General features: G+C 53.5%; 18 protein-coding genes and 14 pseudogenes. 15 read left to right on the top strand and 17 right to left on the bottom strand.

The window, feature by feature from the left end; genetic code table 11:
• Nucleotides 1-123 precede the first annotated feature (123 nt).
• Nucleotides 124-623 (top strand): annotated as a pseudogene (locus tag DUT91_RS22835) (IS5 family transposase); the annotation flags it as partial.
• Between the two features lie 16 nt (nt 624-639).
• On the opposite strand, the gene DUT91_RS22830 reads toward DUT91_RS22835, so the two are convergent.
• Nucleotides 640-2,595, bottom strand: coding sequence for a DUF3857 domain-containing transglutaminase family protein (locus DUT91_RS22830; RefSeq protein WP_114442755.1), 1,956 nt, complete (start codon nt 2,593-2,595; stop codon nt 640-642).
• Nucleotides 2,596-2,616: 21 nt separating this feature from the next.
• On the opposite strand from DUT91_RS22830, the pseudogene DUT91_RS22825 reads away from it, so the two are divergent.
• Nucleotides 2,617-2,785: pseudogene (locus DUT91_RS22825) on the top strand (IS5/IS1182 family transposase); the annotation flags it as partial.
• Nucleotides 2,786-2,826: 41 nt separating this feature from the next.
• On the opposite strand, the gene DUT91_RS25610 reads toward DUT91_RS22825, so the two are convergent.
• Nucleotides 2,827-3,768 (bottom strand): hypothetical protein, encoded by a 942-nt coding sequence (locus tag DUT91_RS25610; protein WP_147272243.1) that lies wholly within the window; start codon nt 3,766-3,768, stop codon nt 2,827-2,829.
• Nucleotides 3,769-3,851: 83 nt separating this feature from the next.
• On the opposite strand from DUT91_RS25610, the gene DUT91_RS22815 reads away from it, so the two are divergent.
• The 4 genes and pseudogenes from DUT91_RS22815 (at nt 3,852) to DUT91_RS22805 (ending at nt 6,006) form a co-directional block, all read left to right on the top strand.
• Nucleotides 3,852-4,226, top strand: coding sequence for a hypothetical protein (locus tag DUT91_RS22815; protein WP_114442753.1), 375 nt, complete (start codon nt 3,852-3,854; stop codon nt 4,224-4,226).
• A 33-nt stretch (nt 4,227-4,259) separates the two neighbouring features.
• Nucleotides 4,260-4,733, top strand: a pseudogene (locus DUT91_RS26320) (ABC transporter transmembrane domain-containing protein); the annotation flags it as partial.
• Nucleotides 4,710-5,120: pseudogene (locus DUT91_RS26315) on the top strand (ATP-binding protein); the annotation flags it as partial. The pseudogenes DUT91_RS26320 and DUT91_RS26315, both read left to right, overlap by 24 nt.
• 256 nt (nt 5,121-5,376) lie before the next feature.
• Nucleotides 5,377-6,006: a hypothetical protein gene (locus tag DUT91_RS22805; protein ID WP_147272242.1), complete on the top strand. Its 630-nt coding sequence runs from the start codon at nt 5,377-5,379 to the stop codon at nt 6,004-6,006.
• A 92-nt stretch (nt 6,007-6,098) separates the two neighbouring features.
• On the opposite strand, the gene DUT91_RS22800 is transcribed toward DUT91_RS22805, so the two are convergent.
• Entirely contained in the window at nt 6,099-6,446 is a 348-nt protein-coding gene (locus DUT91_RS22800; protein WP_114442751.1) for a helix-turn-helix domain-containing protein, read from the bottom strand.
• Nucleotides 6,443-6,781, bottom strand: coding sequence for a type II toxin-antitoxin system RelE/ParE family toxin (locus DUT91_RS22795; protein ID WP_114442750.1), 339 nt, complete (start codon nt 6,779-6,781; stop codon nt 6,443-6,445). The genes DUT91_RS22800 and DUT91_RS22795 overlap by 4 nt, the downstream gene beginning before the upstream one ends.
• A 48-nt stretch (nt 6,782-6,829) precedes the next feature.
• On the opposite strand from DUT91_RS22795, the pseudogene DUT91_RS22790 reads away from it, so the two are divergent.
• Nucleotides 6,830-7,852: pseudogene (locus DUT91_RS22790) on the top strand (recombinase family protein).
• 122 nt (nt 7,853-7,974) lie between these two features.
• On the opposite strand, the pseudogene DUT91_RS26900 reads toward DUT91_RS22790, so the two are convergent.
• Both DUT91_RS26900 and DUT91_RS22780 read right to left on the bottom strand, forming a co-directional pair.
• Nucleotides 7,975-8,200 (bottom strand): annotated as a pseudogene (locus tag DUT91_RS26900) (helix-turn-helix domain-containing protein); the annotation flags it as partial.
• Between the two features lie 173 nt (nt 8,201-8,373).
• The gene (locus DUT91_RS22780; protein WP_147272241.1) at nt 8,374-8,712 is read right to left on the bottom strand and encodes a hypothetical protein; all 339 of its coding nucleotides are present in this window, start codon (nt 8,710-8,712) and stop codon (nt 8,374-8,376) included.
• Between the two features lie 53 nt (nt 8,713-8,765).
• Between DUT91_RS22780 and DUT91_RS22775 the strand changes: the two genes are divergently transcribed.
• The 3 genes and pseudogenes from DUT91_RS22775 (at nt 8,766) to DUT91_RS22765 (ending at nt 11,291) form a co-directional block, all read left to right on the top strand.
• Nucleotides 8,766-10,127: a Fic family protein gene (locus tag DUT91_RS22775; RefSeq protein WP_245419928.1), complete on the top strand. Its 1,362-nt coding sequence runs from the start codon at nt 8,766-8,768 to the stop codon at nt 10,125-10,127.
• 131 nt (nt 10,128-10,258) lie between these two features.
• Nucleotides 10,259-10,635: pseudogene (locus DUT91_RS22770) on the top strand (ATP-binding protein); the annotation flags it as partial.
• A 395-nt stretch (nt 10,636-11,030) separates the two neighbouring features.
• Nucleotides 11,031-11,291: a hypothetical protein gene (locus DUT91_RS22765; protein WP_114442748.1), complete on the top strand. Its 261-nt coding sequence runs from the start codon at nt 11,031-11,033 to the stop codon at nt 11,289-11,291.
• Nucleotides 11,292-11,423: 132 nt separating this feature from the next.
• Here the strand turns inward: DUT91_RS22765 and DUT91_RS26895 are convergent.
• From DUT91_RS26895 to DUT91_RS22745, 5 genes and pseudogenes are all read right to left on the bottom strand, one after another.
• Nucleotides 11,424-11,621 (bottom strand): annotated as a pseudogene (locus tag DUT91_RS26895) (integrase core domain-containing protein); the annotation flags it as partial.
• Nucleotides 11,620-11,784, bottom strand: a pseudogene (locus DUT91_RS26890) (transposase); the annotation flags it as partial. The pseudogenes DUT91_RS26895 and DUT91_RS26890, both read right to left, overlap by 2 nt.
• A 46-nt stretch (nt 11,785-11,830) precedes the next feature.
• A pseudogene (locus DUT91_RS22755) lies at nt 11,831-12,617 on the bottom strand (Tn3 family transposase); the annotation flags it as partial.
• Nucleotides 12,618-12,691: 74 nt separating this feature from the next.
• The gene (locus DUT91_RS22750) at nt 12,692-13,597 is read right to left on the bottom strand and encodes a retropepsin-like aspartic protease (protein ID WP_160113693.1); all 906 of its coding nucleotides are present in this window, start codon (nt 13,595-13,597) and stop codon (nt 12,692-12,694) included.
• Nucleotides 13,598-14,755: 1,158 nt separating this feature from the next.
• Entirely contained in the window at nt 14,756-14,902 is a 147-nt protein-coding gene (locus DUT91_RS22745) for a helix-turn-helix domain-containing protein (RefSeq protein WP_245419924.1), read from the bottom strand.
• 582 nt (nt 14,903-15,484) lie between these two features.
• On the opposite strand from DUT91_RS22745, the gene DUT91_RS22740 reads away from it, so the two are divergent.
• The 3 genes and pseudogenes from DUT91_RS22740 to DUT91_RS22730 form a co-directional block, all read left to right on the top strand.
• Nucleotides 15,485-15,793, top strand: coding sequence for a hypothetical protein (locus tag DUT91_RS22740; RefSeq protein ID WP_147272240.1), 309 nt, complete (start codon nt 15,485-15,487; stop codon nt 15,791-15,793).
• A 304-nt stretch (nt 15,794-16,097) separates the two neighbouring features.
• Nucleotides 16,098-17,105 (top strand): patatin-like phospholipase family protein, encoded by a 1,008-nt coding sequence (locus tag DUT91_RS22735; protein WP_114442745.1) that lies wholly within the window; start codon nt 16,098-16,100, stop codon nt 17,103-17,105.
• Between the two features lie 23 nt (nt 17,106-17,128).
• Nucleotides 17,129-17,334 (top strand): annotated as a pseudogene (locus DUT91_RS22730) (P-type conjugative transfer protein TrbJ); the annotation flags it as partial.
• A gap of 408 nt (nt 17,335-17,742) precedes the next feature.
• On the opposite strand, the gene DUT91_RS22725 reads toward DUT91_RS22730, so the two are convergent.
• The 4 genes and pseudogenes from DUT91_RS22725 to DUT91_RS22710 form a co-directional block, all read right to left on the bottom strand.
• The gene (locus DUT91_RS22725) at nt 17,743-18,117 is read right to left on the bottom strand and encodes a P-loop NTPase family protein (RefSeq protein ID WP_245419923.1); all 375 of its coding nucleotides are present in this window, start codon (nt 18,115-18,117) and stop codon (nt 17,743-17,745) included.
• 58 nt (nt 18,118-18,175) lie between these two features.
• Nucleotides 18,176-18,573 (bottom strand): annotated as a pseudogene (locus DUT91_RS22720) (recombinase family protein); the annotation flags it as partial.
• A 572-nt stretch (nt 18,574-19,145) separates the two neighbouring features.
• Nucleotides 19,146-19,613: pseudogene (locus tag DUT91_RS22715) on the bottom strand (hypothetical protein); the annotation flags it as partial.
• Nucleotides 19,614-19,731: 118 nt separating this feature from the next.
• Nucleotides 19,732-20,145 (bottom strand): GNAT family N-acetyltransferase, encoded by a 414-nt coding sequence (locus DUT91_RS22710; RefSeq protein WP_114442744.1) that lies wholly within the window; start codon nt 20,143-20,145, stop codon nt 19,732-19,734.
• 132 nt (nt 20,146-20,277) lie between these two features.
• Between DUT91_RS22710 and DUT91_RS27555 the strand changes: the two are divergent.
• Nucleotides 20,278-20,493 (top strand): annotated as a pseudogene (locus tag DUT91_RS27555) (IS1182 family transposase); the annotation flags it as partial.
• 203 nt (nt 20,494-20,696) lie between these two features.
• Here the strand turns inward: DUT91_RS27555 and DUT91_RS22700 are convergent.
• Together DUT91_RS22700 and DUT91_RS22695 are read right to left on the bottom strand one after the other, a co-directional pair.
• Complete coding sequence (locus DUT91_RS22700) at nt 20,697-21,341, bottom strand: DUF2268 domain-containing putative Zn-dependent protease (RefSeq protein ID WP_114442743.1); 645 nt, start codon at nt 21,339-21,341, stop codon at nt 20,697-20,699.
• Nucleotides 21,342-21,875: 534 nt separating this feature from the next.
• The gene (locus DUT91_RS22695; protein ID WP_200835068.1) at nt 21,876-22,406 is read right to left on the bottom strand and encodes a DoxX family protein; all 531 of its coding nucleotides are present in this window, start codon (nt 22,404-22,406) and stop codon (nt 21,876-21,878) included.
• A 480-nt stretch (nt 22,407-22,886) separates the two neighbouring features.
• Between DUT91_RS22695 and DUT91_RS22690 the strand changes: the two genes are divergently transcribed.
• On the top strand, nt 22,887-23,825 hold the full coding sequence (locus DUT91_RS22690) for a DUF4396 domain-containing protein (protein ID WP_200835067.1): 939 nt from the start codon (nt 22,887-22,889) through the stop codon (nt 23,823-23,825).
• Nucleotides 23,826-24,235 lie beyond the last annotated feature (410 nt).

The following is a 24,235-nucleotide window of genomic DNA, read 5'->3' as shown; positions in this document are numbered from 1 at the left end:
AACCGGCTCCAACGCTGCGCAAGATGAAGGCTACGCGTTTTCGCCGGTTGCTCCCACCGCGCCAAGTGGCGTAATGAAAACCGCCGAGGCTCTAATCGCCGCTGGATGAAAGTTCAGTGGCAGGTCAACTCCTCCTGTGTCCGCGTTCACCAACATGCGGCCACGGCAAAAAAGGGGGCGATGACGATGGCTGCATGGGACGTTCCCGTGGCGGCCTCACGACCAAGATCCACGCGCTCGTCGATGCCGAAGGCCGACCGATCGATCTCGTCCCGACAGCCGGACAGGCACACGACGGCAAGCCCGCCGTCGCCATGCTTGACACCCTTCAGCCAGACGCGATTCTGCTCGCAGATCGCGCTTATGACAGCAACGCCATTCGCGACCTGGCCGCGCAGCGCGGCGCATGGGCCAACATCCCGCCGAAGAAAACCCGTACCGGCAACTTTCCCTTCAGCGCATGGGTCTACAAACAGCGCAATCTCATCGAGCGATACTTCAACAAACTCAAACAGTTCAGAGGCATTGCCACGCGCTATGACAGGGACCCGCTAAACTTCCTCGCAGCCATCAAACTCGCTTCAGTGCGCATCTGGCTGAAAAGTTATGAGTCTGCGGCCTAACACAGCAGGCCGGCTTTTACTCCGCCCATCGGCCTGGCTTTACTCCGCCGTTGACAATCGGTGCGAATAGGACCTTCCGCTGGAGATCCTGCCGAATTTTGTTGGCGGTCTTAGACATGCCTGCAATTTCCTGCGGCGTGCAATAGCCGCGATCGATCGCCATTGTGTAGTGACGTCTCACGCGGATTTTTGATCCCTCTGTCGTATATGTCGCATCATAGCGGATTGCTCCCTCAGCAAGTAACACAGGTTTTGGCAAAGATTGGATACTCACATTATCCGGAACGGATATCTCATAGTTTTCTGCAACATCAACGGCAGCACAGGCGCGCGCGTAAAATGGGTCAGGGCGTTCATTGGCAAAATTGGTCATATCTGCAATTGAATTTCCAAGTTGTACGGGTATCGCGACAGAAAACGCCTCGATATCTGAGAGATCAAGCACCGTTTTGTCGGTGGTAAAATTGATATCGATCCGATATTTCGTATCGTCATTGCTTGGATCATCTGCTGTAAAGCTTCCTTTCCCTCTTAGACCATTCTGAGCAAGCAACCCCTGTATGATATCTGGTCGTTGCAGCGGATCCACACTTGCAATGCCGTAACGTCGCCCGATTGATATTCCTCCCGTCGATATCTCGTTGATATTACCTTGAATGGATCCATCGCTATTGATAGTCGCAATTGTGGTTGTGGCCAGCTCGTTGTCATTGGCCGATATGGCAGGAGTCGTTCGGATGCCTGCCACGCCATTGACATGCAGTACAGGCTTTGCCCCCAGCCAGGAGCCCTTTACGCCAAACGGTAAATACCGAGCCGTGGAATCAAGATAAAGGTCAAACTCTGGTACATACGTGATGATATGGTCAAAATAGCTGGGTGTTGCTTCAGACGTTAGATTGAACAAATTGCCGGTTGCGAGAAGTGCGCCATGACTTTCAATCCCTTTGGCGCGCAACAACGCCTCGAGTAAAACAACGTGATCCTTGCAGTCACCGTATCGATTGCGCAAAATATCCGCAGAAGTGTGTGGGACATAGCTACCTTGCGCCAGGTAAAGCGCTACATATCGGACGTTTCCCCGCACCCAATTATAGATTCTCTTCGTTTGTTCACGCCGGTCAGAGACGCCTTTCGTCAACTCATCAGCCAGAGCCTGAATCTCTGGCGTTATGGCAACCTTATCATCAGCTCGTGACCGATATGCCTGAGCGATAGTGTTCCAATCAGGGAAGCTTGTGATGAGTACGTGCGGGCTGCTGACAAACACGTCCGCTTTGCCATAGTCCAAAGGCCTCACATCGAGCTGGGTAAAAGTCCAACTCCATAGCTTATCCCCATTCGCAGCCGTTGTACGGACTTCTTTCAGTGCACGCACTGCACTACGCAGCTCCAGAGACCTTGGGGCCTGCAATATCAATTTATAAGAGAGCACCCGCTCTTCAGGCGAGAACGAATCCGTGTACTCAAAATGCCCTGGAAAATTTGGTTCCCTCTGGATTTTCCTGACCCGGTAATGGACGCTATCACCAACCTCAATGTCGGGGAAAATAATCGTTTTCTGTTTGCTGGTGCTGAACACCGGCAGGCCAATAGCAGCGGGCTCCTCCTGCAGCCTGATCTGATCAGGCTGCACCTTGATGCGCCGTCCATCTGCCTTGACTGTTTCTGCCTCGATTACATCAAGGCTAGAAAGCTGATCGTTGAAGCTGAATGTCTTTTTCGCCAGATCATCACGACCGCTGGCATCAAGCAGACGACGTGTCGTTTCCCACTCAATGATATAGCGGCCATCTGCTTCAACGGTAATGGTATCATAAGCTGAAACCGTTTCTTCTTTTGCGATAGGAGGGCTGTCCTGCGCATAGGCTTTGGACGATGGGTTCAAAATCAATGATAGCAAAAGGCTAAACCAAAAGGTAACATGGCCTGTCTGCAAAAAATTCGAAATCATAAAAGCTCCAATAATCATGATGTCTCAGCGGTCAGAAGGAACAAGGGCTTTGAGCTTCTGCACGCTCTGGATGATGGAGAGAACCTTCGCGTGGCTCGGACGATGCCGAAGGCTCGCCAAAGACTTCGATAAATCCATCGCCTCCGCCGAGGCGTGGGTGCTCAGCGCCCATGTCAGAATACTCACGAGGCATCTCGAAAGGACCTGAAATCATGGAACCCATTCTGAAGCGTACACTCAGCAGCAAATCTAACACTTAGAGACAAAAAGCTCTTTATATCGAGGATCATTTTGAATGCGACGAGCAGATTCCTCGATTTCCCCGTAGTGTGCTCGAATATAATTTATATATACTCCTAATGTACCGCTGCGAATGTCTTCAATATCTCTCGAATACAGCGTATTAAGCAGCATAATGTCATACAGACACATGTTTCGTGCGTTCATTTCCATTCGGACTTTTACATTTTTTTTGTATTTGTCTTCACTATCTTTTCCTATATAGTAATAATCCCGCTCCTCAATAATAGATATAGGTATACGAGATACCTCTATATCAGGCGCCATCAAAAACGTTTGAACGAACTCCTGCTGAACAACGCTGCGAACAAAAACTCTGTCTATTTCGCCTTTTTTATCAATGAACTCATTCACGGCAATATACGCTTTATCTCTATCGCCATCCGTCATTACCAAGCCCATGCCATATTCACTGAATTCAGTATCTATATGGCTGTTAATTCCAGATATATTAGCAATATAACTTATATCTCCGACAAGCCCGCTTATTGTTTTTGGTCCACCTTGATGAACCCTGAAATATAAGAAGGTTGAATTAGGGCAGCTGTATATATCCTTCTTAAATACGGTAAATGGACGAATATATGTCTCCTCCTTCAGTAAACTTGCCAAAAGAAGAATTTGTTGTTTTATATCGTTATCTTCTGTAGAAAACACACATATTTCTACATCCATAGGAAATCTATTCAGTTTGAAATTTTTATTCGTTTGTCCGCGTGCGAGGGTCTCAACAAAAAAAGTTTCGAACGCGGCAATCTCTTTCCGTTGACCTATGGGTCCGTTGTATTTTGATCGCTCATTATAGAAGAAAATTCCGCCGATAACTGCGGCAGATAGAATAGGTACAATAAGAAGGTGTAGGTTTATGTGGCGCAGTCTAAATATCTTCATGTGTGGCTCTATGGTACGAGGTACGAGCATGATGCCCGAACCTCTTTCTTGGATTGGCAATATACTAGAAGACGTCAGTTGCCGTGCCCGCCTGGGCCGCCGTTTCCGTTACCTCCATATCCGCGATTGCCACCGCGATCACTGCCACCCTGGTGGCTACCACCACCGTAAGGATCGTGACACCCGCCGCAACCCAAAGTCACACCCCCACGGGCTTTGCCGCCAGGCCCAATTTCCCCATTGATGCCAGTAATATTGCTGCCGATATGTTTGAGACCATCGTAAACTCTATCCATGCCACCTTTATTGGCGGCGTCTTTTGTACCGTCACGGTTCACTTTGTCACCGGAATTGACACCGGAGGATCCTCCACCAAAACACATAACAATTCTCCTTCAATTTCTAAATTCGATTATTTCCAAGTCTGGCTGTCCGCACTCCAAATGCGGCATGCTTGAAACGGTAGCTAAAAGCTGCTGGAAAAAATAGGGATGCTATCACCCCTATTTTTTAGGTCCGATCAATGTTCTTGTCGGCAAGATTTCACAGCACTCAGTTCGAAATTGTACATGATGGATCAACAACCTCGGCCAGCGTCTCTGTACTGGTTTACGCAATCAACACTCAGGTATACTCCGTACCTCATCGAGCTTGCAGTCATTGCGATTGTTCTGCGTCTTCTGGGACTGGTTGAGCCGTTTATATTCCAAGCGATCATTGATCGCGTATTACCCTTCCAGCGTGAGGCGACATTAACCCTCATCGTCATCGTTCTGATCGCGACGACCCTCTTTTCGGCGACCTTGAGCGCCTTGGCTGCCTATCTCGGCAGTCATATGGGGAACCGACTAATCGCCGAGTTAGCACGGCGCATTTTCAGTCACGTGTTTGATCTACCGTTGCGATTTTTGCAGCGCTGGCCAGTTGGCGAAACACTTTCCCGCATCTTCTCGACGGTCGAACTGGTCAACGCGCTGGAGCAGGAGAAGGCGCAAGGCAAGTCGGGACAGATCGCTAATCGGCTCGTCCATTCCGATCTCGTCATTCTCGACGAGTTGGGATACCTGCCTTTCAGCGCATCAGGCGGCGCATTGCTCTTCCATCTGCTGAGCAGACTGTACGAGCGCACCAGCGTCATCATCACCACCAACCTCAGCTTCAGTGAATGGGCTAGCGTGTTCGGCGACGCAAAGATGACCACCGCGCTGCTCGACCGGCTTACCCACCACTGCCACATCCTGGAAACCGGAAACGACAGCTTCCACTTCAAGAACAGCTCGGCCCATCAGCCCAAAACAACGAAGGAGAAACGCAGGAACTTGACCCCGACCATCAACACGAACGATACCTAAAGGCGGGTCGATTCTCGGTGGAAATCCTGGGTCAGCTCTCAGTGGAAATCAACACAGTGGTCACCACCGGCAGTTTGCGGCGCCGTTCCTGATCGATGGCAACGCTGACAACAATCGCCATGTCATTCATGAGGCACAGCAGAACCACGTCTACTCGATCAACAACGCGTTGCTCGAGCTGGTCTCAGATGCTTTGACACTCTTGTCCGCCGTGACGTTTACCAGAACGGCAGAGCACCTCTTTCGGTACGGCGTCATGCGACGCTTTCGGATGATCGACTCGTCATTCAAGAGCTTCCAGAGCATCGTCCCGCCAAATCGGACAGTTCCCCTCTCACAAGGGCAATCCGATCGGGTCTGTCGCGACCTCAACGCGATCTACATCGATATCCTCGGCCTTCTCGACAATTACGCCTGGGCGATGGTGTATCAAGCGGGCTCCCCAGCAACACAGGCTGCAAAACCGCTCGCAATCAACCTCTTCAAGCCGCCTTTCACAGCCGACACTGCTCTGAAGCCAACCGCAGATATCCTGCAAGTGTTCAAAGACTGGGAGAAAGTGGTCAAAACCCGCCGCAATCCAGCCGCTCACCGGATGCCGCTCTATGTCCCTCCCGCAGCGCTGAGTCCTGCCGATGTGATCGAGTTCGAGCGTTATGAGGATCTTATTTCCAAGGCGCTCCACGCACAGGAATTCGAGAAGTTGGAGCCTTTGCGAGAAAGGCGAAGTCGCATCGGCTCGCTCGTGCCTAAGTTCCTGCACGACCCCGACGGCCCGGTGATGGATATCTACCCAATCCTTCCTGAGGATATCGGCCAGGTTGTGAAAATCGGCCGGATTGCACAGACCTTTCTGCGTGAGCATGGACGCACAACCGCGACCTAGACAACCCGCAGATAGCGGCTTGGCGACCGACTTCGTATCAATCTCACCCAAGGCGAACAGGCTATAGCTGAAGCCCCCTCCCCTGCCTCACTTCAATGAGATGCAGTGGTGATATGACTTTTCTCGGTGGATTTGTCGGTCGACAGGGCCCGCAAGACTGCTTCGGGCTCTTTCTCCATGATCCTGAGCAGGGTCCGGGCCGCCCCGCTGGGTTGCCGCTTTCCTTGCTCCCATTTCTTGTAGCCGGAAGGACTTGTGCCGAGCACAGTCGCCATTTCGTCCTGGGTGAGATTTAGCTGCTTTCGGATTGCCTTCGCATCAACCGTGCCGACATCCACAGTGCTCACGCGAACGCCGGGAACATCCTTGCCTTGCGCATGAGCCAAGGCTTCAGACATAGCCTGGATCAGATCTGCACCGAATTTGGTCATCTCGCTCATGTCTTGCTCCTGTTCGCGGCCTTGATCGCCTTCGCAAACGTTGCAACCGCCTTAGCCTCTTCCGGCTTCAAGTCCGTCTTTTCGTTCTTGCCGTACGCCAAAAGGGCGTAGATCGGGGCATCGTCGCTATACCAATAATAGATCACCCGCGCACCGCCACGTTTGCCCTTGCCCTTTGCGCCAAACCGAACTTTGCGAACACCACCTGTCCCGGGAATCTCGTCGCCCATCAGCGGATTGGCAGCCAGAGAGTCGATCAGCTCCTTCCGCTCGTCTTCGGTAAAAAGCTCCGCCACTTGCTTGATGAAGAGTGGGGTCTCAGCGACTGTCTGCATGCCATTTCCATAACCCATTGGGTTACTATATGGTTCGCCCCTCCGCATATGTCAACAGAAATTCGAGACTCGAGACGCCAACATCCGATCAGTTATCCTTATCTTCTGCAATTGGAAATCCCGCCAGAACACCCTCTCAGGCGCTTCAAATGGCTCGTGACCCTCAAAATCGCTCCTCTCGTCGACCTCAGGGACGGCTGATCGGCTATGCGCGCGTCTCGATGGACGAACGACGACCGAGGCCCAGGAGATTGAGCTCCGCTCGGCCGGCTGCGACGTCATCGTTCAGGAGCACGGATCCGGGGCCTCGCGCGCGCGTCCAGCCCTGTCCAAACTGCTTCGGGAGATCAGCGCCGGGGATACACTCATAGTCGTGCGGCTCGATCGTCTGGCACGATCCGTTAGCCATCTGCTCGAGGTGATCGAGGATCTGACCGCGAAGAACGCGCATTTTCGATCCCTCCGCGATCCGATCGACACGTCGACGCCGCAGGGAATGTTTTCGCTCCAGGTGCTCGGCGCCGTGGCGCAGCTCGAACGCGCACTGATCTCCGAACGAACGAAGGCCGGCATCAAGGCGGCAAAATCCAAGGGAAAGCTGCCCGGCAATCCCGGCATCCGGGAACGGCGTCCCGAGGCGCTGGCTAAGATGACCGCGGCGCAAAGAGCGGCTTACGGAGAACGCGTGCAGGCAACGGCCGATCAATGGCTTCCTACCGTTCGGCGCATGCGGCCGGATCACACCTGGGACGACATCGCCCGCGTATTGAACCAACGCGGCCTCGACTGGACGCCGGAGCGTCTTCGCCGCGCCGTGAAATGGATGGTCGCGGAGCGCATGGCCGATGCCGCATTGCTCCGCAAATCCCCACCCCGCCTGCCCGAGGATCGGTTGATGACGCTGGTCGCCGGTATCCATTCGTCGAACCCGAACCTGACGCTTCGCGAAATCGCGGCACTCCACGTGGCGGCTCCAAATGGTCTCCCTCGTCTGTGAAGAACCTCATCGACCGTGCCCGCCGATCGGGATTGATCGCCACTGCCAGCGACACAGGCGCTCCTCTCACCTAACATCGCGCCAGTCATCGCGATTTCGGCCTCTTCAGGCTCTTCAACAGCGAATCCGAGACCTGGAGGCGGTCTTCGGCTTCAGCCCCACCATCCTGCTTATCAACGGGCCTTTGCGCATCGGGTTCGGCCGACAGCTCCGTCTCTCGATGGAACGAAAGCAAGGCATTGAGAATGGCCAACGAACGGTCCGTCGCGCCGAGCAGTTCTCGGCTCGCGGATGCTCTGAAATACCTGCCACTTATTGACGATCGCGTCTTTCGGCATCGCCTTTGCCTCTGCCTGGCTTGCAATTTGGCCAAGCGTCACCGGCCGCCGCCCAAAGGGCGTCGTCGAGATATGCGTCTGCATTGTCCTTCACCTATCGCTAGGCAAAAGAAAACTGCTCGCCGAAACGGCGTTTTCCCTCACGGGACTCTTGACTGCGATTCGCGGAAATGCGATTCTCTGTTTGCGATGACTGAGAAGGGCTTCCGGACGCGGTTTCGGGGGCCTTTTTCTTTTGCGGTTTCTCTCTTCGTTTCCTATTTCTCCGATTGCCTGAACGCCGGATACAGGCTGTCCAGATTGCTCGAAATCCACTCGCCAAACGGCCTTGCATCCTTCTCAGTAAGATCGAGGGAAAAGCCTTTCGGTCGAGGTTTAGCGATAACGCTAACTGCGTTGTCATCTGGAACCCAGGCTTTGCCATTGGGCTTCGCCTTGGTTAACTTCGTCTTAGGCTTATCACTCTCAAGGAATTTCGTAATAAGTTCCAAACGCTGATCACCGTCGGCTGATTGGAACTCAGGCGACGCCATTAACTCTTCAGCCCGCTTGTTTGAGGCAGCATCTCGGAATTTGATAGCAATGACCGCAGTCAACTCGCATAGAAGCGCAACGACCTACCTGAAGCAACACGTGTCGTGACGCTTGAGTGAATTCAATCGTCTCCAAATACCCATCGACCATGATCGGCAACAGACACCGGCAGAATCTTGCTTTCAGCATCGCAAAATGGTTTAATTGCAAGGGTTTGTTCCCGCAGCAAGATCGGCAAAAAATGAGCATTCTCGAGACTCCGTCGCGGATTGAGCCGCTGTTCTTCGAGGACAGCATTCCCGCCGTCCTGGCTGATTTAGCGGTCGAACTTCAGCGGGAGGCGGGCAACCTTGGTCGCAACCTTCATCCGGAATCGGCTGCCGAACTGGCCGATCTCGTCAGGATGATGAACAGCTATTACAGCAATCTGATCGAAGGCCACAATACCCGTCCAAAGGACATTGAACGAGCACTGGCTGGCGCCGAGATTGAACCCGAACGGCGGGCATTGGCCCTTGAGGCGAAGGCTCATGTCGAAGTCCAACGTGAGATTGATGCCCTGTATCGGCGCGGAGAGTTGCCCAGCCCAACGTCGATGGATTCCATCAAATGGATCCACAAGCAATTCTATGCCGAGATGCCCGACGAATTCCGCTTCGTTGAGCGGCCTGACGCCACAAAAATGGAGATTGTGCCTGGAGAATTCCGCAGTTTCCCTGATCAGGACGTTACTGTTGGCCGACATCAGCCACCTTCATCCGACAGGGTGCAAACATTCATGGAATGGTACCAAAGACGGTTTGCGACAGCCGAAAAACAGGCAAGCCTTCGCATCATCGCCATTGCCTCGGCTCATCACCGATTGAACTACATCCATCCGTTCCCCGATGGGAACGGGCGCGTATCCCGTCTGATGTCCCATGCCATGGCTCTACAGGCGGGCATCGGAGGGCAGGGGCTATGGTCGATTTCCCGCGGGCTAGCTCGTGGCCTCAATGATCGTGGCGAATACAAGCGGCTCATGGATCACGCCGATAGCCCGCGGCAGGGAGATCTCGATGGCCGCGGAAACCTGTCTCAGAAGGCATTAAAAGATTTCTGTGAATGGTTCCTAACGGTGGCGCTCGACCAGGTGCGCTTTTCGACCAAGATGTTCGACCTTGATCGCTTGGAAGATCGCTATCGCTCCCTCGTTCGCGATACGTCCGACGACAGACGAGCACCCGACCTCGTCTCAGCTGTGTTGAAGCATGGATCGCTCGCTCGGGGAGAAGCCAATCTTGTGCTGAAGACCTCGGAGCGGACAGCCCGCGCCACACTCAACGAACTCGTGCGGCAAGGTTTCCTGAAGTCGGACAGCCCGAAGGGTCCAGTTCGAATCGCATTCCCCCTCGATTATCGGGAACGCCTGTTCCCGAACCTCTTCACAGACGCGGAGGTCGTTGTACCTGAGCCCCCTGATGTGCGGTACGGCTGAAAAACGGCACACTTGAATATCACACCAGTCTGTGACGATGGCGATGCTTCTCATCCCCGACGCACTTCGCCTGACCCATGAACCGGTCGCCGATTGCGCCCGTTACGACCGTTTACGGAGGACAAACCACCATGGAACGCATGCAGGTTCTGAATTTGATGAGCAGTCTCAAGCTCTACGGGATGCGTGTCGCCTATGACGAGATCATGGGCAATGCGATCAAACGTCAGCACGAGCCGCCGAAGATTGTCGGTGATCTGCAGCAATCGGAGATTGCCGAGAAACAGGCCCGGTTCACAGATATCAACTGACTGTTGCCAAGCTGCCACTGGTCAAGGACATCGAAAAATTTGATTTTGCCGGAACACCTGTCAATGAGGGGTTGATCCGGGAACTGACGGCAGAAACCTTTGTGGCCGATCAGCGCAACATCGTCCCCGTTGGGGACACGGGAAAGGGAAAGCCGCATTTGGCTATCGCCATTGCCCGCGCCCTTATCCGCTCCGGCACAGGACGATGGATGAGTAAGTTCGCAAAGGTGGCAGTGCCGGTCGCATATGGTGATCAGGACGATACCGAGATTGAACTGCCTTATTCTTCTGACCCCATAGTGGAAGGGCCAACGCGCCGATTCCGGAGAGAAGCAAGGGCCTGCGAAAGACTTTGAAACGCGGAGATTGTGAAACATTGAAGCGCTTGACTTTAGGACGCCGAATAGAGAAGCCAGCTCTTCCCACAGTTGGAGCGCACGCCAAAAAAATAGGGGCGGCGGCATCCCTATTACTACCCGTCCGTCTATGCATTTATAGGTCGCGAGGAAAAAACCTCACAAGAGGGCGTCATAAACTCGAGAGGTATGACGCATGCCTTGATATTGAAAATCTTTCGACGAGAGGACTATATATGATTAACAAAGTGATTTCTGCTTCTGCAGTTCTGCTCGCCATGTCCGCGTATGGCGCGCAGGCACAGGTCATCAACGGTGAGGTAGTTATGTATGACAGCACCTACGATACGCTCACCTTAGATGGCGGTCAGTCCTTTGTCTTGCGGCCTGGGCGTAAGCCAACCGTTCGCTTGGGTGAACGGGTTGTGGTTACCTCCGTCGATAACCACAACGGGATACATTATGTCGATTATATCGGACCGGCCACCGCAGATTGAAATAGCAGATTAAGGTCACGCCTGATTGGCGACGATTTTAGCCACCCATCATTCGACGGTGATCGCCATCAGCGATGGATAACTATCGCCTTCGGGAAAAACGCCGATCCGGCCTGACCTGCCACTGAACTTTCATCCAGCGGCGATTAGAGCCTCGGCGGTTTTCATTACGCCACTTGGCGCGGTGGGAGCAACCGGCGAAAACGCGTAGCCTTCATCTTGCGCAGCGTTGGAGCCGGTTGCGGCGATGGTTCCGGCATAGCTTGCCGGGGTCAGATATCCGAGCGATGAGTGCGGCCGGGAATGGTTATAATCGTCTGCCCATTCGGCGCTTCGCCTCGGAGACTTCCATGCCACCGTATTTGGCCTTCCAATTGTAAAAGGTCGCTTCTGAAATTCCGTGCTTGCGGCACAGGTCCGCCACCTTCGCGCCAGCCTCCTGCTCCTTCACTACCGCAATAATCTGCTCTTCCGTAAATCTCTGCTTCTTCATGTGTCCGTCCTTTAATGGGCCGGACTCTAATCCAAACTGGAGGAAATTACCCGAGGCAGGTCAAAAGCGGCCGATCCAGATCAATTTCAAAACGGCCATAGGGATTAACGTGAGCGTAGCGGAGCGGTGTCAGCCCACGATGATCCTCCGGCGTCATGCGCGCTGCCCAGGCTGGATCGCCGAGCACGGATTGCAGCACACGCGTGTTGACATAGACGAGGCAGTTCTGGAGCAAGTGCAGCCCCAACACTGAGATTTCCTGAGCCTCCATCCGATTGGTCGCCACCTCGCCACCCTTGCCGAAAAACACGAAACTGGTGGCGCTATTCCAGTTCTCGACCACATTCAGGTTTTCATGGATTTCCTGCCTAAACGCCTCCATGCGCAAATAGCGGCATAGGAATATTGCCTTAATCGCGCGGCCCAATTCTGCAAGCGCCTTGTAGGTCGGACGCATGATCTCCGACCGGGCGAGACGGCGCAGGATCGCCTCCACATCGGCAATGCCGCTATGCATGACAGCAGTATGTTTGACCATTTCGTCGTACTGCCGCTCGATGCTGATCCAGTCAATTACATCCGACAGGATCGGAGCCAAATTCGCCAACTCGCCTTTCATGCCCGTTCGTGGCAGGCACAGTTTCTGGCGCGAAATCGCCTTCAGGCGCAGTGCCAGTTCGAAGCCAAGAAGCCTGCAGAAGGCAAAGGTCACTTCGCTTTGACCATGGCTGTCCACGTATTGTCGTTGGAATTCAAGATCGGTGCAATGGCGCAGCACTCCTTCAATCAATCATAGCAGCAATCTCAGACGACGAACAACACCTCTGTTGCGAGAGCATCCAACGCCGCGACAACAGAGACACGGATCATTCTTCTTGCGCCAAGGTCGAACGGAATACGCACGCTATTAGGTCGCCCCCTCCATCACAGGAACGTAAAGCTTGTTCTCCGCAAGCGACATGATGACGGCGTTGCGCTCAAGCCATTCCATTCCCACTATTCCTTTGATGTTAAGGGGCGGCACGATGAAGCTCGTATCAAGATCCGCGAAGCCCCTCGGAAGATAAACCGACAAGGGCTGGTTTCCAGCCTTCATGGAGACAATGTCGTGTGTGAAGCATGTCCGCGTCTCGCCGATCTGGCTACCCAAGGTCGTGCATTGCTTGTCGCTGAAACGCAGACCCAATGATTGGGCATAGTTTTTGTCGATAACGCTGCCGGTGGTTCCGGTGTCGACGAGAAAGTTGACCTGCTCCTTTCCGTTTATTGAGACGGTGATGTATCTGTATGTTTCGAAGGACTTGAGCGCAAAGGTCCGGTATTTGAGCGCGCTTCCCTTCATATAGTCCTCGACGGCTCCCGGCGGAACGCTGCCATAAACCTCACGAGCGCCGAAGTCCAGCCACAAGCCGAGCTTCTCCATCCAGTGCGCTCCGAGATAGCTGCCGCGCAGGGTTTGCTCGCTAAAATAGATCGGAAAATACGATATGGGCGGGAGCCCGCCGAGATAGAGTCGATCGAGCACCTTTTCTTTTCCGGTCAACGCCAGTTTGTCCGTCAGTTCCCTGCCGATATTGTTGTCCGGGTCGCCTGAATCGAATCCGAACGGCGTTCCCACGCATTTTTGTACGGTTGGACAAAGCACAGCGTCCACGATCATCCCTCCGCCGGAATCGAGCGTATAGGGGATGATGACTGAACCGCGATTGGCGAGGAAGGCCGCCAAATCGTTCTGGTCGGCAGTCTCTCCCGCGAGAGCGGGGAACAGGCATAAGCCGAAGCTGAGCAGTAGGGCAGATCCATCAATTTTCATGATCGGATTCATCTGTTGCTTATGGGCCGCCTAGGGAAAAGCAGCATTGTTGCGTTTTAATATTAGGCAGTGTGGACTTCAGCATTACTCTGGATACCCATTGTGGAATTGGCTGCAAGAGCGTAGCGGCATCCAAGGCTTGGGTTCGGAATAGCAGTTCCTGATTAGGCGTGGCCCTGGGCGCCGATCTTTTCCGCCTACTTGATTCATGTGGTCGTCAGTACAGCTAACGATTTAGCTGCCCCGTCTCATTCTTGGGCGATCAGGTCTTACTATATAATAGGCTATCAACGCTGATATGATGGTAACTGATGAATCCACCCAAAACGACATTGGTGTGCCAAGATAATGAAGTGCGGCTCGCATGGAAACTAAACATACTAAAAACACAAACGCGAAATAAATAGATTTCATAATCGCTTCCCTTGCCTGAATATACTGGAGGGAGATACCCCTCCTACACGTTGCATGATTTCGCTTATTCCAATGTTTTCCAGTCTCCCAACAATGCCAGTGTTTCGTCCTGAGCCAGGTGCCATGACCACCGGACCCGCCATTCCATTAGCTTCTGCCACCGCTTTCGTTTCCACCGTAGCCCATGGGATCCGGCCCCGAACCTGTCAATTCCCGTGCCGTTCGTATCGTACCCTGTTTAGACTGAGCCGTTGTCAAAGCCTTTGCCAATAATGCTGGCCCACCGCTCCAGTAAGAGTTTCAGCAACTATACCTCCCACTCCGCCAAGGAGACCTCTCATAACTCCGCATGCTGCAGCTCCAGCATCCTTACCGATGCTTCTAATTGCTCGCACAACACGGCTTTCAGCAATAATCATCCAAATTTCTTCAAAGAAATAGGGGCGGTGGCGCCCCTATTTCTTTGAAGAAATTTGGATGATTGTACGAGCTAAAAAGCATGGAGACCTAAAATGCGCGGGTCTCTCGCAGGCCGTCATTCAAAGCCGAGCCCGATCGCCGGCGGTGACGTCAAATGTGATCCCTGTGCGCATAGGGAATCGTCGCACATTCGAGAACCAATGGGAATCCGACATTGGATTCATTCGTCTCGATCAATCCACTAGGCCAGGCCCAGTCGGCCCAAGGTTGCGATTTTGGCCAAGTGAAGAACAGATACGGAACGCGGATTTACGTGGGCCTGTTTCACGCGTTTGATTGCTCAGAGAAACTCACCAGTGCCCGGCAAACAGTCATCCTGGAAACATTGAGATCACGCGCGACACTGGCCTTGCTGGCGCCGGCGGCAATTCGCCGCCGGATTTCGTCGTCGTCAACGTTGTTCTTCGACATGACGCTCTCGCACCCCTCCGCAAGCTCGGCCTTCCTCGTCAATTGCGCTTAGAACTCGCGCATGGCTTGCGAGGTGATTTCGACAGCGGTGAGAACAGATATTCCAGGATCCGGCGTTTTCCCGTTTTGACCTCGACCGTGACGGCCATGCTGGGGTGTCAGCGGCATGGCCACAGCGTAAGTAGCGTAAGACCGAGCGCATGGACTACCGGGTGATCACTGGCTTTTGTGCAAGAAGTCTTTCGCCGGAATAATCGAAACAAAGGGACGGATAGTTGGACCCGCCGCAGCCCGATGAAACTCCAACGGCAGATCTTGTCAGCAAAAATAGGGGTGATGGCATCCCTTTTTTGTTACCCCTAATAATTGGTATGCTGCGTGCTTGATGTCGCTTAACTCAGCGCTTGCTAAGGGCAGGTTAAATATGAGCTGGCGTAGCTTCTACGCTTGAGCTTGGAGAAAGTTTCGGGGCGTTCTGCCAAATATGTTGCCGGTATGGACCGTGTTGGTCTGGTCGTAGGTCTACGTTCCAAGAGGCGGACACAGGAAAGTAAATTTTGAAGCGCAAGAATGGATGAAACAATGACTACTCATTCAAAGAAACCCGATGGGCCGGAAGTCGATCAGTGGGGTGTGCCGTACGCCAAAACCCGCGACTGGACTGATGAAGAGGTCGCGGTCGCGGTGGAGTATGTGAAAAAGGATATCCCTGAAGCGTGGGCAGAACTGGAACGGCTTGAAGTGGCCACAGGCGATCTGCGGGGGTCAGACGCGATCGGACTTCAGTTCGCGACGCTCGCCGAGCTTCATCCTGAGTGTGAATTTTATGAGATAGGCCAGCTTGAAAGCAAGGTCCGTGCTGTCCGGCGCGCGCAGTTGGGCCTGAAGTAATCTCCCGGAGAAATTTATTAAGGCAAACCCATTAATTCTTGATCATAATTCTTTGGTCTACGCGTGGAAGGCGGGCGGACAGGCTCTTCTGGACAAGTTCGCAGCCTATGCCAAGGCTGCCGGCTATGACCTTGTCATAACCGATGTCGTTCGAGTTGAAATAGAACGCGGCCCCCAAGAGGCAAATGGCTGGATGCCAACGGCATCAAACCAAGAACAACATCGAGTTTCCAAAATACGAGGAATACCAAAGCAAAAGAAAGCCGGCTGATCGACCACACCAGTCTTGCACCGCGAGCTCCGAATGACGAATAGAAAATTATCCTCTGTCCTGTCGCTGATTGAAGAAAGGCGCCGCGAACATAGCAAACCATCTGAACGTAAAGATGTCCGCTTCGTAGCCCTCGTGGTCGAAGGGGGTGCAATGCGCGGGGTCGTATCCGGTGGCATGGTCTCGGCACTAGAGCAACTTGAGCTAACCAACTCAATTGACGCCGTTTACGGATCCTCAGCGGGAGCGATAGCAGGCGCCTACTTTATCGCAGGACAAGCGACGTACGGCACAACGATTTATTATGAAAACATAAACAATAGCAATTTTATCGACATAACGCGCGGCTTTGTAGGCAAAAGTGTAGTTTCGCTAGAGTACCTTCTCGATGATGTATGCGTGCATCAGAAGCCTCTCGATTGCGACGCCATTATCAAATCGCCGATTGAGCTGAATGTGGTTGCTGCATCGCTTTCAGCGCAAAAAGCAATAATTCTGAAGAAATTTAAGTCTGGCGAAGAATTAAGGACCGCATTGAAGGGAAGCTCAAGAATACCTTTTTTTGCTGGATCACCAGTCGAATGGAACGGGGACCGTCTCTTAGATGCATCTCTATATGAATCGATACCCTACAAGCAAGCTCTCGCAGATCCGCGTGTTACAGATATACTGGTTTTGCTAACTAGACCTAAGGGAAATTTGCGTAGCGCTCCGGGATTTGTTGATAAATATTTCGTTATTCCTTATTTGCGTAAGCTGAGTCCTATTATTGCAGACCATTACTCTAAGAGGGAGGTTGATTACAAAGATGAGCTTGATGAGCTCGCATCTCTCTCCGTTGAGACTGAAGGCGGCAAGAACGTGTTTATGATTCAGTTGGCTTCTACCGACATCAAAGTTTCATCGTTGGAAAAATCTCGGAAAAAATTAGTTCAAGGTGCCGTCTCTGGCTTTAAGGCCGTCTATAATTCGTTCGGATATCAGGCGGATGAATTCATTGAAGTGATCGTACCATACAGGCAACATCGAACCTTGGTATGAACCGTGCTGCCGCCTTTCCGCAACTCTTGGTTGGTCATTCGATTGCCAGTCAGCAGGTCGAACAGATGCAGAAACTTCGCGTGCTGGTCGCGCAGCAGTCGACCATGATGGGCGCCTGGTATTAGTCCGAACAGGCGGCCAAGGATCTTGCGCAGAACAAGCGAGAGCAATTCTTCAACAGTGCGGCGCCCTCGACCTCTGGTGGCAAGAAATGCAGCCAAGGTGGTAGGCGAATGACCCAGGTTAAGCTCCCCATCGTCATCGTTATCGTCATCGCGATCGTTTCCGCCGTCGCCGGCGGATCAGTTTTCTTTGATCCGCTCCCCGCAATGTCACGGCGCGGATAGAGGCAGACATAAGGGCCATCCTCGCGAAGAGGATGGCCAAAGTCCCAACCGACCCAAAGGCGGGGCAACGCCCCTTCGTCCTATCATCTTTCTCGGGGTTAGAGTATTCTGTCAAGTCTTGAGTATTTGCAGATCAAAGGCGCCGCTTTCGGTCCACCTCTGAATAAAGTCTTGCACTTCTCGGCGTGTTTTCAGATGATATTTGATTTTTGACGCTGGCAAGGCTTGATAAAACGCCAGAGTTCTCACGCGTCCGTGGGTCCGATAACGCAAGACATGTCGGAAAAATCCTAAATCAAAACGTCTTTGCAGCCATCTGCCATATCTGGACGATTTAGTCCCCGGTACTGAAGGCTGCGGCGGATAGTACGGACGAGCCTTATCGATGTTGCGATATCGAGAAAAATAATCATGTCAGCGAGAGAAGCGCGGTATTCCATGGACTTGGTATGATTGCCTTCCATAATCCATTCCGGTTGGTTGGCTACCTGAATGACGTCCTGATGAACCAGGTCATGTTTGCGTAGTTGCCAACCGGGGTCGTAGTAAAACCAATCAATGTGAACGATTGGAAGTTTGGTTATGCGTGAAATCTCACGGGCGAGACTCGTCTTGCCGGAGCCCGATCCGCCAATAATCATAATTCGATGCAGTGTATTTTCCATGATGACTTTCTTGTTAAAATCCAACATTGCGCTTCGTGGGGGGGGGGCACAAGTGCTTTCAGGTTACTGACCGCGCGCGCCGTCCAAGCAGGCGCTGCCCATCCAGACGTAATTCGCCTGTATGGCTGACAAACCGATACAAGGTTTGTCAAGTGATCCCCAGGTTGAGGCATAGATCGGCCACTTTCGTTTCCGGATCTCCCATTGCTGCTTGCGCAAGGCGCAGTTTCGCTGGCGTCATCTTGAAAGGTGCGCCGCCTTTTCGGCCACCGCCCGAGCGGCCACAAGCCCCGCTTTGGTGCGTTCGATGATCAACGCCCGCTCGAATTCCGCCAGCGCGGCGAAGATGCCCAACACCAATCGTCCGTTTGCTGTCGAAGTGTCGATCGTCGCACCTTCACCAGCCAATACCTTGAGGCCAATATTGCGCTTGGTAAGATCATCGACGAGATTAAGGCGAATCCAGGACCGCCGGCAACGCTAGCGTCAATTATAAAATCAGATTGGAATTGGACGGATGCTGCGCTCGGCTTCATAAAAGGAATACTGGACGTGGAGGTTCATGGCCAGCCCAATACGATGCCCGCAGGAAATTCACGAAAATATGGCGGTGGAGGCCGCGATAGATAGTCGGCTCTGCCTGGTGATCTCAGAACAGGCAGCTCCAACACCGCGAACCACATCTGTCAGGTGCGAAGCTTGTTTGGCGGCCGCGATCGCAGCAGCCTGTTCCGGTTGATATCCTGGCCGGAACAGGCTGCTGCATCTCGTGAGGCGCTTTACCTGAACCGGGCGCCGTTGCCATGCGGAAACATCCCTTGAGGACCTTTTAGGGGCCAGAACAAGATTAGTGCGAAATCGTACGCTAACCGAAATTATGCATGTTTTCAGCAAGTTGCCGCTATGCCGAATATCAAATTCTTTTGGGAAATGCTATTTAGAGCCCCGTTTTTGGAACGAACACGGATCTCAAGCATCGTTTTCTCAGCTAAACGTACGATTTCGCACTAAACTTGTTCTGACCCGTTGTTCATGCGGGCATTGACGAGGCTGTTGGCGGCACTTTCAGCCGGCGAACTGGATATCGGCAAGCCGGACCAATATCGCCCACAGTAGTTGACGATAGAAGCTTCATTCTGGAGCAGGTAAGTGCGAAGATGAGCTTCCCGGTGGCGTCGCAAAGTCCGGGATGCTGATCTAATTGGGCGAGCATCTGAGTTACGGCTTCACTTGCCTCTCGCACATATCCGCTCCATAGGAGATGTCGAAGCCTGGGCACATGGACCGCGACGTTTTGTAGATAGACATCCAGATTTTGCAAATATCTGATGCCCTCCCAGGCCTGTTCGATGTGCCGCAGCCGCATAGATAGGTGAACCAGTCGAGAATATGCGTAACGGGCTGGCGTGTTGCGCGCTGACAACGATGCTTTGCAAGCCAATTTCTCCGTCGCTGAAAACACTGACGTCTCGGCCGGGCAGCCATCCCTGCGTCTTCTGGCGAGAAGGCCCGAATAACCGTCCGAGGGGAGAAGATTTCAATATCTGGCATCTGTCACTCCCATAGCCGGCCACCGTTCCGTGCCATCCAAGACGGCATCGCCGCCCTGTCGCATTACCTCACAAGGTAGTACCTCTCTGCCGATTCTTGATGAATTCGAAAGCCATGTCGCAGATAGAAATCCAAGGCCGGATTAGTGGTCAGGACGCTCAAGCGGAGCGGAATATCACCGCCCTCCGCATCCGCTATAACGTCCCAGAGAATTTTCGAACCAATTCCCCGCCGCTGAGATGTGGGCTCTCTGAATAATTCATCGAGCCATAGGTGGTCACTATGCTTCTCAACGGTAACGCAGCCGACATCATGGCCGTTATCGACGATGATCTGGCAGCCAACGATAGAGTTCCGCACGTCCAGATCAGGCGACCAGGAGCCCCAGAATGCAACCGCGTATTCACGCATACAAGTCTCTTGTAGCCATACGAGATAAGGCTTGTCGGCTTCGGTGGCCGCTCGCTTGGAAAGCATCGGCTTTACCTCAGAGTTTAGCAAAATCAATTATTTCCGCGAGGACTGTTGCGCAGACAATTGGGCTACGCTGCTATATTTTCAGCGCAAAGTCCAACGCTGTGGTCCGCTCCAGACTTCGAGGAGACGAACAACCGCGACGCCTGCAAGGCGTGCAGCCTGCGTGAACGCTGTACCAAAAGCTTCCGTCGCGTTTCGCGCATTGAGAATGAAGCCGCGCTCGATTGCATGGCGTCGCGTCTTGCCGCCCGGCCCGACATCCTGGACCGGCAGCGCGAAAGCGTCGAGCACCCGTTCGGCACGACCAAGCAATGGATGTATCAGGGAGCCTTCCTGATGCGCAGGCTGGCCCGTCATGCGAACGGCTGATGATGCGACGGTGCTCGCATAGGATCAGACCCTCTGCTGCGACAACAATACGGTCTGGATGAACTCGAAGGATGACGGGTCGGTTAATCAGTCCGTTATCGAATTTCATGGTGGGTTACATTTTATTGCTGTTTCACATTGTGATTTGATCGCTATCTGGCAGTGCGGCGGTCGAGCTGTCGCTAGACCAAGCTGAGCGCGGATCGAAAATCCTGTGCCTCCGCACAGACCAGATTGGATGCCAAACTGCCCGGATGTTCGGACAAGAATCGTTCTACAAGGCGGAAGCCCAACGAATACCCGAGCCATCGAGGCAGATCACCTCTGCCGAAGAACCAAGACTCGTGATTGTAGTGGGCCCTATCCCACTCCTGCGCGGCCAGTATCGCTTGGTTGCGGATTTCGCTTTCCGGCAGTTGCTCCCACGGCTCTGGCAGCCCGCCGAAAAGCTCCAGCACGAAGTGGCCTGCCAGCCCTTCCGACACCAGGGCCTCGCCAAGCGATGAACCGTAGCCTGGCCCGTCCCATCGGGCCGCGTGATGAAGCTCATGAGCGAACATGCGTTCAAGCGAGGCGTCAACGTTGGCTTGCAGCGCCGAATTTTCAGGATCGACTATGATGAAAACCACACCCGGCTTCGGGGCATATCCAAGATGCCCTTTCTCCGGGATGATGTGTTTTCCCGTTTGCACGACAACGTCGAGAGGCTGAAACGGCAGCAGGCCGGCGGCCTTCTGTTGGGTCTCTGTCAGGCGGTTGTGAAGCCAGTCATGGATATCGGTGAGCGCGCCGCGCGCGTCGAGAAAATGAAGCTTCATAATCGGCATGCCGTAATACGCCTCCTACTTGTCGGGACCGACGGTCGCCCGGTAGAGCGTGGAGCAATGCACGCCAGGAACGCAGCGACCTTAATCTACTGGTTTGCTTTCCTAGTTGATAAGGTGGCGGGCGTGCTCGATCTGCTCGGCACACAAGATCCACTGTGAAACAGCACCAAAGCGCGCGCCCATCGGCTTCTAGGATATCCTCTGAAAATGAAAGATGCTCGCGAAATCGGCGGAATCCCGATCGGCGCCCCAGTCAAAACCCTAATGTCTTTTTGTTATCAGCTGGTTATCTGAGCTTATGACGGGTTACATTTCAGCGCAGTTTCGCGCCACGGTCAGGCGCGCGGGCGCCGGAGAGGCGGTCCAGAAAGCGCGTCAGCGTATGAGGGCGGCGTGCGCGTGCGGGTAGGTGGGCGATTATGCCATCCACCGCATCAGTTCAGACATTCCAACAGCCCCCACCCCAGGTTCACACGACGCGTGGCCCTGGACGCACAACCCGCGGGGAGAAGCAGGTTGTGTGACCATCGCCAATTACCTGACAAGCCATTTCAAGGCATTGGGTACATGCGGTTGCAATAGCCGGTCGAGTGAGAAGCGTCCGCCGCCGGTCAAGACATAGGTAAGGCAAATGAACGCCCAAAGCGCCGGGTACTCCCATCCACCACCTGGATTGGCCCAGGTGAAGCCCATCGTATTGTGATGTCCCATGAACAGGGCTATCGTCAGGTAGAGAGCTGTACCCACTGCAGCAACGCGCGTGAAAAGCCCAAACGTGAAGCCAACAAATGCCCCGAACTCGCAGAGCCCCGCAAGCAGCAACATCTGTTCTGGTGAGGATGTGACTGAGGTGAAATAACCCAGGACGTCCTGATAGGCCTTGTCGCCCAAAAGCCCGAATTTTTCGGCAAAATGATGTATGAAATCGAGGCCGATATAAACACGTATCAACAGCAGATGGAGTTCCCGATTTCCGAACACGGGGAATTTTTCATTCTCGTTGGCCCTTTGATCAGATAAATCGCTGCCAATAATGCCGTCTCTACCTCTATCCAATTTTGGCACAGTCGATATCCTTTGGAATTTGTATACTCAGTATAATAAAGCAAAATAGTAAACATTATAGTAAAGTATCGCGAAGACAACTTTGTTTTACTTGACGTATGGGGCTGTTTTGAAATTCCTGCCGGATGGGAGCAGGTTGCTGTCATGGCTGTCACTTGGCAGGTAATGTCAAGAATTCGGCTGTTTGGTTCGCGTTGGGCACCTAATTATGAGAATGCCGGCCGTTCGATTCTCAAATTAACTGCATTTGCGAGGAGGCTTACAGCCGTCGACGCGGGCCATAAGCTTCTCCCATGAGATGGTTTTGAGGCCGGAAATATTGGGGCGCGTTATTCTCGCATTAAGTGACAATTTCGAAGAAATATTATCAAATTAACTGCCCATTCCCAAATTATGTGCCAGCCTATCTATCTGAAGTCATTGATAACGCGTTCTCATAACTAAGTGCCAAGTGACAGATGGCCAACTCAGGAGATAGCCATGTCCGAAGGCGTTATGTTGCTCTGGTTTATTCAGGTGGCCATCGCTACGGCCTTCGTCGCCGTGGACATCCGCACCACTCCGGAGGCCACGGTTATGAAGTGGGGCTTCGTTATCATCACCTTGTTCAGTGGCCTGTTCGGTGCGTTGCTTTACGTGCTCAGTTGCCGCGAACCGCTCCCTGGCACGCATGAACTATACGTCGCCGCCAAGTGGCGGCAGGTGGTCGGCTCCACGATGCACTGCGTCGCTGGCGACGGTATCGGTATTCTCGCAGCCGCTGTCATCACCTCCCATCTTGGCATTCCGACGTGGGTAGATGTGCTCTGCGAGTACGCCTTGGGATTCCTCTTCGGTTGGTCCGTTTTCCAGGCGTTGTTCATGAAGAGCATGTTCGGCTCCTATTTGGAATCCCTGCGCAACACGTTCATGTCGGAATTGCTGTCCATGAATGCCGTCATGGGCGGCATGACCGCGGTAATGGTGCCGTGGATGACGAGCGACATGCTTGCCATGAGTCCTGACGGCCCCCGTTTCTGGTTCGTGATGTCAATCGCCTTATGCGCGGGATTTGTCGTCGCGCTCCCCATGAACTGGTGGCTGGTGGATCATGGTCGCAAGCATGGAATGATGACCGTTCGTCCCAACGGTTCTCCAGTGCCGCAGGTTTCCGCGGTTGCTCACGCCGGCGCTACGCTTTCCAGACATCACGAACATGGCTTGGGCAGCACCGGTCGCAGCTTGCCAACGGTCCATCGAGACGTCCACGAACACCAAGGCGACATGCCAAGTGCGGCGTCGCCGGACCAACAGGGCCATGCCATGGGCAAGCCCGCCAGTCGAAGCCAACTGATGTTGATGACGGTGATTAGCTTTCTCATATTCGGTGTAGGCCTTCTCGTCGCCAGCATCCTAGGCGACCTCACCATGCATCACTGAGCAGAATCCGATCTGTTAAGGGCTTCTCTGCCGCTTTCTTGCTCCTGAGCTTGGGGTGTATCGGGGTGTGACATGCCGAGGAGATCGCAGAGCTCCACGAGAAACATGCCGTAATTGGCCCGTTCCTGGCCCTGCCATCGCTTGATAAAAGCTTCTACTCGAACTTGCGTCTCTTTTGTGCTCACTCACGTCCCCTTGCCGCCGCTCTCCATTCAACTGGTGTGGCGCGACGTCGAAGGAAGGAGCGCCGACCCGTGCGGACGAGGACAGGAGCGTTTTGAACCGCCCCGGGTTTGCCGGAGGCTATTTGGTTTAAGTTATGCAGCCAATGCCGGTTCGTCCAGCATGGCGTAATATCGCTCCTCGGCTTCGGCTGGGGGTATATTTCCGATGGGTTCCAGCAGCCGTTG

It is taken from the genome of Paramesorhizobium salinisoli, from assembly GCF_003335045.1.
Taxonomy (GTDB): Bacteria; Pseudomonadota; Alphaproteobacteria; order Rhizobiales; family Rhizobiaceae; genus Paramesorhizobium; species Paramesorhizobium salinisoli.
The sequence above is the reverse complement of the archived record's forward strand: the minus strand, read 5'-3'. Positions and strand labels throughout refer to the sequence as shown.